This is a genomic window from uncultured Clostridium sp. (assembly GCF_937920395.1).
Taxonomy (GTDB): Bacteria; Bacillota; Clostridia; order Clostridiales; family Clostridiaceae; genus Clostridium_AD.
The window spans coordinates 1-11,268 of record NZ_CALEVF010000248.1 but is presented as its reverse complement, the minus strand read 5'-3'; the positions used below and the strand labels follow the sequence as shown (position 1 = coordinate 11,268).

The following is an 11,268-nucleotide window of genomic DNA, read 5'->3' as shown; positions in this document are numbered from 1 at the left end:
TTATTTTCAATTTTAAATATACTTCAGCTAATAGGTTGGACTGCAATTATGATTAAGGTAGCAGCAAGTTCAGTAAATTTAATATCACAAAGCTTATGGAACGTAAATAATGTTTTAGTATATATAGTTTTTATTGGCCTACTTACAGTATTATGGCTTTATTTTGGAAATGCGGGCATGAAAAAATTGAATATTACAGCTGTATCATTACTTTTTATGCTTACATTGATACTGGGATCAATAATATTCAAAGATAAAACACTTTTAACAAAAGCAGCTACTGGTGGAATTTCTTTTGGAGGCGCATTAGAACTTAGTATAGTTATGCCACTTTCATGGTTACCTCTAATCGCAGATTATACTAGATTCGCAAAGAGCGAAAAGGCAGGAGCTTATGGAAGTTTTATTGGGTATTTCGTTGGAAGCTCATGGATGTTTATTATAGGACTTGGAGCAGCTATTGTATCTAAAAATTCAGATCCTTCGGTTATGATGCTTGCAGCAAATTTAGGAATAGCAGCACTTGGAATAGTAGTTTTATCTACAGTAACTACTACATTCTTAGATGTGTACTCAGCAGGAGTTTCATTCCTAAATATAATACCAAAACTTGGAGAAAAAAAGATTGGTATTATTATGACAGTTATTGGAACTCTTGCAGCAGTAATAATCCCTATGGAAAATTATGAAAATTTTTTATATGCTATTGGGTCAGTATTTGCACCATTATTTGCTATTTTAATTACAGATTATTTTATAATAAAGAAAAATACAAAAGTGCATTCTAATATACTTGTAAACTGGGGAGCAATTTTTGTGTGGATTATAGGAATAATACTTTATTATTGGTTTATAAAACTTGATTTAGTACTAGGAGCTACAATGCCTGATATGGTTATTACAGGATTTATATATTTAATAAGTTGGAGGATGATGTCAAAATGGAAATTAACAACAAAATAATTAAATTATTAAATTATTTAAGAGAAAAGACCCCTTTGGTTCACCAAATAACAAATAATGTTACTATCAATGATTGTGCAAATATAACACTCGCTATAGGTGGCTCACCGGTTATGGCAGAGGATATTCATGAAGTTCGCGAGATGGTATCTCTTGCGTCTTCGCTTGTTTTAAATATTGGGATACTAACTACTGGTTCAATAGAGGCGATGATAGCGGCAGGGAAAAAAGCAAATGAATTAAATATACCAGTTATATTAGATCCTGTGGGAGTAGGAGCGACAAGCTATAGAAATGAAAGTTGTAAAAAAATTATGAGTGAAGTAAAACTTGCAGTAATAAGAGGGAATTTATCCGAAATAAAATCAATATATGGTATAGATACTGTAACAAGAGGTGTAGATGCATCAGAGAGTTTTGTGGCTGGAAGTAATGAATTTACAAAGGCAAAAGCAATGGCAAGAAATTTTGCTTATAAATTTAATACAGTTGTAGCTATAACAGGCGAGGTAGACATTATAACAGATGGAAAAACTCTTTATACTACATCAAATGGTCATAAAATGATGTCCAGAGTTACAGGTACTGGTTGTATGTGCACTGCAGTTATTGGTTGTTATTTAGGAGCAGGAGATAATAATTTAATAGCGGCTCTTGCCGGAGTTGTTTCAATGGGCATAGCTGGAGAAACAGCCTACGAAAGATTAGATAAAAAAATTGAGGGTTCAGGAACATTTAGAGTGAAAATGATAGACGCTATGTATAATTTATGTGATATAGAAATAAATAAAAGGAGTAAAATAAATGAAGAATAAAATTAATTACAGTATTTATCTTCTTACAGATAGAGAGATGCTTGTGGATACTGATATATATACTGCAGTGGAGGAGTCTATAAAAGGTGGAACTACATTGGTACAACTTAGAGAAAAGGACATAAGCACTTTAGAATTTTATAATACTGCATCAAAGGTTAAAGCAGTTACTGACAAATATAATGTACCACTAATTATAAATGATAGAATAGACATAGCTTTGTCTATAGATGCTGCGGGGGTTCATCTGGGTCAAAGCGATATGCCGGCTAGCATTGCAAGGGGCATAATAGGAAATGATAAGATAGTTGGAATTTCTACATCAACGCTTGAGGAAGCAATAGAGGCAGAAAAAGAAGGCGCAGATTATGTAGGCGTTGGTGCAATGTTTCCTACAACTACTAAAGATGATGCAAGCGCGGTTTCTGTGTCTACTTTAAAAGAAATAAAAGATAATATTTCTATACCTGTAGTTGCTATCGGTGGAATTACGAATAAAAATGTTGATTTATTAAAGGGAGCGAATATTGATGGAGTAGCTGTGATTTCAGATATTCTTGCTAAGAAGAATGTAAAAGAAGCAACGGAGAAATTAGTTGAAGCAATGAAATAAAGGATAGTGAAAATTAAACAAAAATAAAACTATATGAAGCCTAATATGATTAATAATATGTTAGGCTTTTATATTGTTTTAATTTATATAATTAATGTAATAAAATACAAATATGCTATAATATATATATATTATAGTGAGCAAAGTTCACTAATATTATACAAATTAAACACCAATACTAAGTTAAATAAATTTAAAAGGGTAATAGCTAAATATGAGGGGGGAGAATTATGATAATTGAGGGTAAAGTTTTAATAGCACAAGGGGGAGGACCAACTGCTGTTATTAATCAATCACTAGTTGGTGCGGTACTTGAGGCAAGAAAATTTGCGCAGGTGACAAAAGTATATGGTGCTATAAATGGTGTAAATGGTATAGTTAATGAAAATTTTCATGATCTAAGTCGTGAGACAACTCATAATTTAGAGCAGGTGGCAATGACTCCATCATCTGCACTTTTATCTACAAGAGACAAGCCAGATGAAAAATATTGTAAGGAAATATTTAAGGTCCTTAAAGCTCATGAAATAAGATATTTCTTTTATATTGGAGGAAATGACTCATCAGATGCAGTTAGGATAGTAAATCAGCAAGCTATACTTTCAAATTATGAACTCCGTGCAATTCATATACCTAAAACTATAGACAATGATCTCATGATTAATGATCATACTCCTGGATATGGATCTGCAGCTAAATATATTACGAATGCATTTATTGGAGCTAATCTTGACAATAGAGCTTTACCAGGAATTTATATAGGAGTAGTAATGGGGCGTCATGCAGGTTTTTTAACGGCTGCCGCAGCCCTCGCTAAAAAGTACGAAGATGACGGACCGCATTTAATATATGTACCTGAAAGAGTTTTTAAGATAGAACAATTTTTGATTGATGTAAAAAATGTTTATGATAAATATGGAAGATGTGTAATAGCTGTTTCAGAAGGCATTCAAGATGAAAAAGGGGTACCGATAATTGCAAGTCTTATGGATAAAGTAGAAAAAGATGCTCACGGAAACATACAACTTTCAGGAACGGGGGCATTAGGAGACCTTTTAGGTAAGTACATTAAAAATCATCTAAATATTAAAAGAGTTAGATCAGATACATTTGGATATCCTCAAAGGTGTTTTATGGGATGTGTATCAGATGTGGATAGAAATGAAGCTCGTGAAGTAGGAGAAAAAGCTGCACAATATGCACTTTGGGATAATGTGGGTGGTTCGATTACTATTCATAGAACAGGACATTATTCTGTAGATTATAGACTTACTCCACTGGACCTTGTAGCAGGCAAGACAAAAGTAATGCCTGATAATTTTATTAATAGTGAATGCAATAATGTGACTGAAGCGTTTATAAACTATGCTAGGCCATTATTAGGATCAGAAATGCATTATGCACACAGACTACGAGCATCTAAAGTACCAAAAATTTTAAATAAAAATGAGTAAGGTATAGGATGATTAATAATGGGAGTGTTTTATATTTTCATTGATTTTACTTAATGCATAATTGAGTGCGGAATCTAAATTATTATTGTTTTTACCACCACCTTGTGCAGAAAATTCACTCCCACCACCCTTACCATCTATAAGAGTTATTGCGTCTTTTAAAAGAGAATCCATTCTTACAATTTTTAAATCTTTTGAACACATGAACAAGAGGTTTGCTTTAGTTTGAAGTTTTACACCAAATAAAACTATAACTTTGGGCGATGTTACTAATTTAGTTGCTAACATTGTAGCATATTTAAGGTCCATTTTATCATAAATGAATTTAAGTATCCTAATATCACCTATTTTTTCAGCTTCGTTTAACATGTTTTGAACTTCATATGTAGCAACTTTTGAACTTAGTGATCGGTTAAGAGTAAGTGCCTTAGTAAGCTCATCAGTAAGATTATCAACTTTAGATATAACAGTATCATTACTACAAGATAGTAGTTTAGACATTTTATCAATAGCTTCGAATTTTAAAATATAATCAGAAACCGCTCTTTTCCCACATATAAATTCAATTCTTACCCCAGTTTTATATTTTTCTAATTTTATAACTTTAATTAATTGAACTCCAATAGTAAAACTTGGATATATATCTTGTGATGAAAAAGCACAAATATCTCCGATTTTAACAACCCTAACTTTTTCACCGGGCTTTACTGGAACATTCTTTAACGATGATTTTTTTAATTCTGACTTTGTAAAATATAGAACATCTATTTTGATATTTTCATTAACTATATCATTGGCCTTTTTCTCGCAAGCTCTAATGCCATCTATACTAATAGTTTTATCAAGATCAATAGTTGAAGAAGTTAAACCAAGGTGAAAATCAATAGTAGTTATATTAAATAAATTAGAAATACACGTGGAGAGTATATGCTCACCTAAATGTTGCTGCATATAATCATATCGAATATCAAAGTTTATATTACATTTAACTTTATGAATTTTCAAAGGTTTTACGTTTAACACATGATATATTTTATCATTTTCTTCGTATACATGCGTAACTAAAGATCCATTTATATGCCCTGTATCGCTTGGTTGGTTATCACCCTTTGGATAAAAATATGTTCTGCTTAATTCAACATGATAGTTGTTTTCTTTTTCTATTATATCTATTATTTCAGCTGTAAATTCTGTTTTATATTGATCTTCATAGTACAACTTTTCCAAATTTAAACATCTCCTTTTGTCAGCTATCGAAAGGGTTATGATAATATAAAATACAAAGTTAATCTGATTTACATTTTATATTTATACTAACTCTAATTTATATTGTAACATAAAAATATTATCTTAATATTTATTATGTGTATATAGAAATATCAATTAAGAAACACTATATTTAAAGTTAATAAATAAATTGCATTATTAAATTAGAGTAATTTGGATAGTTTATAAAAAAATATAATTAGTTAGGTGGTATACGATGAATTTACAATATGTACAAGGGGAACCTATATTCACAAAAACAAACAAAGTACCAAAACAGTATGACTATTTAACAGAAAACATAGAAACAGACGTTATAATAGTAGGTGGAGGAGTTACAGGAAGCATTTTAGGGTACTATTTTTCAAAAGCTAATATCAAAAGTGTTATACTCGAGAAAAATAGAATAGGTTATTGTAGTACGGGACTCACAACTTCATTACTTCAGTATGAACTAGATGATAAGCTCAATGATTTAATGGAAGCTACAACTAAAAAAGATGTATTAAGGTCCTATGAATTAGGGATTAAGGCTTTAAAAGAGATTGATAATATTATAAATGAATATGGAAATGCATGCGATTATAGAAAAAAAGATACATTATTATATACTTCTAAAAAATTAGAAATTGATGAAATATATGAAGAGTATAAAACTCGAAAAGAAAATGAATTTGATGTAGACTTTATTAATGAGATTAATAATCCTTTTGAATTTGATTTAAAAGCTGGAGTATATTGTAATAATGGTGGAGCACAATTTGACCCATATAAGTATACTCATCAGCTACTTGATATATGTTGTAAAAGAGGAGTTAGAGTTTACGAGAATACAGAGGTTACATCTGTAAATTACGAAAATAAGGGGGTACTTATTGATACTACGTATGGTAATAAAGTAAAGGGGAAAATCGTTATAGTAGCTACTGGGTATAATACAAGGTTATTTAGCAAAAGAAACTTTGGAACTAAAACTACTACCTTTAATATTGCAACAAAACCTGTTAGAGACTTTTCGGGTTGGCACAAAAGAGCGCTTATTCGCGATAATAATTTACCATATAATTATTATAGAACTACAGAGGATAATAGAATAATTATAGGCGGAGAAGATATAAAATTTGTCCCAGATATATTTAATGAGAAAGCTGCAAATGAAAAATATAACATATTAGAGCAAAGGCTGAAATTCATGTTTAACGATATTAAAGGTATAGAAATAGAATATAAATATTGTGGTGCATTTGCATCCACAAAAGATAATTTAGGATTTATAGGAAAAGATCCAGATAATAATAAGTTGTGGTATTGCTTGGGGTATGGTGCAAATGGAATATTGTTTTCAATGCTCGGAGGAATGATGCTTAGTGAGTTATATTTAGGGAAATACAATGAAGATTTAAGTTTATTTAAGGTTGATAGATTTGATAATTAAAAAACACAAACTCACTTTTATAGTGAGTTTGTGTTTTTTTATTATATATATGTCGGAGGAGTTTAAAAAATGAAGAAGTTTATTTATAGTTATATATTTAAATTTTCATAAGTTTTTATTTTTAATCATTTTAGGGGGATGGTCTTGCATATATTTAATATTATTAAAAATAATTTTATTTTGGGAGGTATTAGATGGATTTTAAAAATATAATAGAAAATGATAGAGAAAATAAAGTTAAGAATAAATTTGAAGGAACTTTTTTAGAATATTTAGATATTATTAAGGCAGATCCTGATAAGGCTAAATTATCACATAAGAGGATGTATGACACAATAATAAAAGGTGGATTTGAAACTTTAAAACCTGAAGAAAATCCAAGAATAAGAAAAATATATGGTAATGATGTTATAAGAAGGTATGCATTTTTTAAGGATGACTTTTTTGGAATTGATAAAGTACTAATGAAACTAGTTAGTTATTTTTATTCTGCATCTATGAAGGGAGAGGAATCTAGGCAAGTATTGTATTTAGCTGGACCAGTAGGAGCTGGAAAATCATCACTTGTGGAAGCTTTGAAGAATGCATTTGAAAATACAGAACCGGTATATGTGTTAAAAGGATGCCCTATGAATGAAGAACCACTTCATTTAATCCCAAAACATTTACGAAAAGAAATTGGAGAAATGCTCGATGTGAAAATTGAAGGAGATCTTTGCCCAGCATGCAAATATAAATTAATCCATGAATACAATGGAGAATATGAAAAATTTCCTGTTACAACTACCTCATTTTCTGTAAGATCAAGAAAAGGCATAGGGGTTGTACCACCAGTAGATCCTAATAATCAAGATACTTCAATTTTGACAGGTTCCGTTGATATATCCAAAATGGATATATATTCAGAGGATGATCCAAGAGTCTTTTCTCTTAATGGAGCATTTAATGTTGGTAACAGAGGAATGGTGGAATTTATAGAAGTATTCAAAAATGATGTTGAGTACCTTCACACTATAATAACAGCAACTCAAGAGAAATCAATACCATCACCAGGAAAGGGCTCTATGATCTACTTTGATGGTATAATTATCGCCCATTCTAATGAAGCTGAATGGAATAGATTTAAGTCTGATCATACAAATGAAGCTATTTTAGATAGAATTGTAAAGGTTGAAGTTCCTTATTGCCTTGAGCTAAATGAAGAAATTAAAATTTATGATAAAATACTTAAAAAGAGTAATTTTAAACCTCATATAGCACCACATACTATTGAAATAGCAGCAATGTTTGCATTGCTCTCAAGGTTTAAACCATCAAATAAGGTAGATCCTATAACAAAGCTTAAGATATATAATGGTGAAGAAATAGTGGAAAATGGAACTACTCAGAAAATAGATATAAGTGAATTAAGAGAAGAAGCAGGACTCGACGAGGGTATGCACGGAATCTCTACAAGATTTATAGTAAAGGCTATTGACAATGCTATTTCTGATTCTGATTCAGATTGTATAAATCCACTAAGCATTATGGAAAGTATAATTAAATCTGTTAGAGAAATGGATATAGCTGAAGATGAAAAGAAGAAGTATATGGGATTCATTCAAGATAGTATTAGAAAAGAGTATAACAAAATATTGGAGAAAGAAGTAACTAAGGCATTTATCCACAGTTATAAGGAACAAGCCGAAAGTTTATTTGATAACTATATAGATAATGCAGAAGCTTTTGTGAATAAGTCAAAATTAAAGGATAAAGCTACTGGTGAGGAACTTCAAGCGGACGAATCATTTATGAGGTCAATAGAAGAACAGATTGGAATATCTGAGAGCTCATCTAAGGGTTTTAGAAGTGACGTAACTTCATATATGTTTTATGTGGTTAGAAATGGTGGAAAAATTAAATATGAGTCATATGAGCCTTTAAAGGAAGCGATAGAAAAGAAACTAACAAGTTCTGTAAAAGAATTGTCAAGAATTATAACTAGGTCGAGAGTTCGTGATAAGGATCAAGATGAAAAATATAATGTAATGGTTGAGCAAATGAAGGCTAATGGTTATTGTGATCATTGTTGTGATGTAATACTAAAATATGCAGCTAACAATTTATGGAAGGACTAGAATCATGGCAATATTTAGAGACTATAATGTAACTCCCATAGAGCACGATAGAGCTTCAGAGGACAGGAGAAGGCACCGTCAGCTTGTTGAAAAATCTATAAAAGAAAATCTGGGAGATATATTATCCGAAGAGAGTATTATTGGTCAAAGCAAGGATAAAAAAATTAAGATACCAATAAAAGGATTGAAAGAATATGAATTTATTTTTGGCAAAAATAAGGGTGGAGTCGCAAGCGGAGATGGCTCGGAAAAAAGAGACCAAGTAATAGGGAAAGAAAAAGCAGAGGGCGAAGGAAAAGGCTCAGGTAAAGCAGGGGACAAAGAAGGGGAAGACATTTATGAAACTGAGATAACCCTTGAAGATGCATTAAATTATCTCTTAGAGGATTTAGAACTTCCTGAATTGGATAAGAAGAAATTTTCAGAAGTCCTAACGGAGAATGGTCTAAAAAGAGCAGGGTATCAAAAACATGGTATTAATCCGCGTCTTGCTAAAAAAAGAACAGTAGCCGAAAAAATTAAAAGGGAGCAGGCAAAGAATAAGGCTTTAATGGAAGAATTTAAGGGTGATGAAATTGAAAGATTGCCATTCAAAAATGAAGATTTAAGATATCATAGAGTTAAGAAAGTTTTAAAAAGGGAATCAAATGCAGTTATTTTATGTGTGATGGATGTATCGGGATCAATGGATACTACAAAAAAATATTTAGCACGCTCATTCTTTTTTATACTATCTCAATTTATTCAATCCAAATACTCAAATGTAGAGGTTAGTTTTATTGCACATACAACGGTTGCCCAGGAAGTAAATGAAGTTGATTTTTTTCATAAAGTTGAATCAGGGGGTACGTATATTTCTAGTGGACTAAATAAAGCTTTAGAAATAATTGATAAAAGATATAATCCTGATAATTGGAATGTGTATGTTTTTTACGTAAGTGATGGAGATAATTGGGAAGAAGACAATGAGAAAGCCATAAAGGCTGCAAAAGATATTTGTAAGGTAAGTAATTTATTTGGTTATGCAGAGCTTATGAATAGCTATTACGCTACTTCTATGAAAGATGTTTTTTCAAAGGGGGTGGATAATGAAAATTTTCTTTCGATAGAAATAAAGCAAAAACAAGATTTATGGGAAGGTCTTAAATACATGTTAAAAAAAGATGGGGTGAAGTGATATGGGCTTGGATTATACCATAAAAGATTTAGAAGACTGGAATGAAAAAATTGAGGATATAGTAAAACAAACAAGGCTTAATTACTATCCTCAAGAATTCGAAATGATTGGATATAAAGATATGTTAGCTTACGAATCCTATTTTGGGATGCCTTCAAGTTATCCTCATTGGAGTTTTGGTAAATCATATGAAAAAAATAGTACAACATATAAATATAATTTAAGCGGGTTACCATATGAGATGGTTATAAATTCTGATCCTTGTTTAGCATATTTAATGAAGGAAAATACACTTTTATTACAGATATTGACTATAGCTCACGTTTATGGACATAATGATTTCTTTAAAAATAATAGGCTTTTTAAAGAAGGTACAAGAGCAGCATCTACTGTTGAAATGTTTAAGTTTCATGCAGACAAGGTAAGAAGTTTTATTAATGATCCAAGTATAGGATATGAAAAGGTAGAGAGAATACTAGATGCAGCTCATGCAATAAAGTTTCAAACAAACAGAGTTATTGGGGCAAAGAGAATATCTGATGAAGTTTTAAAACAAAGGATTTTAGATGATTACAAAAATAAAAATAAAGTTCATAACAATTTAGACGCTTATGCAAAATTAGAATTTCCAGAGATAAATAAAATACCATTAGAACCAGAAGATGATCTTTTATATTTTATAATAAAATATGGTGATATAGAGGAATGGGAAAAAAGTTTACTAGAAATCGTACGGAAAGAAACTTCATACTTTATTCCTCAAATAGAAACTAAAATTATGAATGAAGGATGGGCTAGCTTTTGGCATTATAATTTAGTGAAGCAACTTAAATTACCAGATGGACTTCATTTAGAATTCATTAAACGTCATAATGATGTTATAGCTCCAGGGCAAGGATCTATAAATCCATATTTCATAGGGTTTAAGATATTTGAAGATATTTTAAAAAGATATGGAATGGATAAAATATTTGAAGTTAGGGCAATAGAGAGAGATGAATCTTTTTTAAGAAAATATTTAACAAAGGAATTATGTGAAGAACTTAATCTATTTGAATATGCTGCAACTAATGGAAATTATGTAGTTAAAGAGGTTGCAGATGATAATGGTTTTAAAAGCATTAGAAATACGCTAGCTAGTTCTTGTGGAGCAGGAAGCATCCCCGTTATTAGAGTAACAGAAATGTCTCAAAAAGACAAAACACTAATGCTGGAGCATGTTTATGATGGGAGGGAATTAAATTCAGCTTATGCAGAGGCTACATTAAGGTATATACATGAGCTGTGGGGACATACTGTAACATTAAAAACAACAAGACTAGGAAATCAGATTAGACTTATATGTAATGATGAGAATGTAGTTGTAAAAATAGTATAGATTAACATTATAGACCGTACAGATCGGAAGAGCGTCGTGTAGGGAAAGAG

9 protein-coding genes are annotated in these 11,268 nt (G+C 30.8%); 8 read left to right on the top strand and 1 reads right to left on the bottom strand.

Annotated features, from left to right (window positions below):
* From cytX to Q0649_RS16310, 4 genes are all read left to right on the top strand, one after another.
* Positions 1-963: putative hydroxymethylpyrimidine transporter CytX (cytX, locus tag Q0649_RS16325; RefSeq protein WP_298844483.1), on the top strand; the 963-nt coding region annotated here is incomplete at its 5' end.
* On the top strand, positions 942-1,778 hold the full coding sequence (thiM, locus tag Q0649_RS16320) for a hydroxyethylthiazole kinase (RefSeq protein ID WP_298844481.1): 837 nt from the start codon (positions 942-944) through the stop codon (positions 1,776-1,778). The genes cytX and thiM, both read left to right, overlap by 22 nt.
* Complete coding sequence (gene thiE, locus Q0649_RS16315) at positions 1,768-2,391, top strand: thiamine phosphate synthase (protein WP_298844479.1); 624 nt, start codon at positions 1,768-1,770, stop codon at positions 2,389-2,391. The genes thiM and thiE overlap by 11 nt, the downstream gene beginning before the upstream one ends.
* Before the next feature lie 230 nt (positions 2,392-2,621).
* The gene (locus Q0649_RS16310) at positions 2,622-3,845 is read left to right on the top strand and encodes a 6-phosphofructokinase (protein WP_298844476.1); all 1,224 of its coding nucleotides are present in this window, start codon (positions 2,622-2,624) and stop codon (positions 3,843-3,845) included.
* Between the two features lie 12 nt (positions 3,846-3,857).
* Here Q0649_RS16310 and Q0649_RS16305 read toward each other — a convergent pair whose 3' ends face one another.
* On the bottom strand, positions 3,858-5,072 hold the full coding sequence (locus Q0649_RS16305; protein WP_298844473.1) for a DHHA1 domain-containing protein: 1,215 nt from the start codon (positions 5,070-5,072) through the stop codon (positions 3,858-3,860).
* A gap of 256 nt (positions 5,073-5,328) precedes the next feature.
* Between Q0649_RS16305 and Q0649_RS16300 the strand changes: the two genes are divergently transcribed.
* The 4 genes from Q0649_RS16300 to Q0649_RS16285 all read left to right on the top strand — a co-directional run bounded on the left by Q0649_RS16300 (position 5,329) and on the right by Q0649_RS16285 (position 11,218).
* A complete protein-coding gene (locus Q0649_RS16300) occupies positions 5,329-6,546 on the top strand; it encodes an FAD-binding oxidoreductase (protein ID WP_298844470.1) in 1,218 nt (405 codons plus the stop codon).
* Positions 6,547-6,740: 194 nt separating this feature from the next.
* Complete coding sequence (locus Q0649_RS16295) at positions 6,741-8,663, top strand: PrkA family serine protein kinase (RefSeq protein ID WP_298844467.1); 1,923 nt, start codon at positions 6,741-6,743, stop codon at positions 8,661-8,663.
* Between the two features lie 4 nt (positions 8,664-8,667).
* Positions 8,668-9,840 (top strand): sporulation protein YhbH, encoded by a 1,173-nt coding sequence (yhbH, locus tag Q0649_RS16290; RefSeq protein ID WP_298844462.1) that lies wholly within the window; start codon positions 8,668-8,670, stop codon positions 9,838-9,840.
* Between the two features lie 7 nt (positions 9,841-9,847).
* The gene (locus Q0649_RS16285; RefSeq protein ID WP_298844485.1) at positions 9,848-11,218 is read left to right on the top strand and encodes a SpoVR family protein; all 1,371 of its coding nucleotides are present in this window, start codon (positions 9,848-9,850) and stop codon (positions 11,216-11,218) included.
* Positions 11,219-11,268 lie beyond the last annotated feature (50 nt).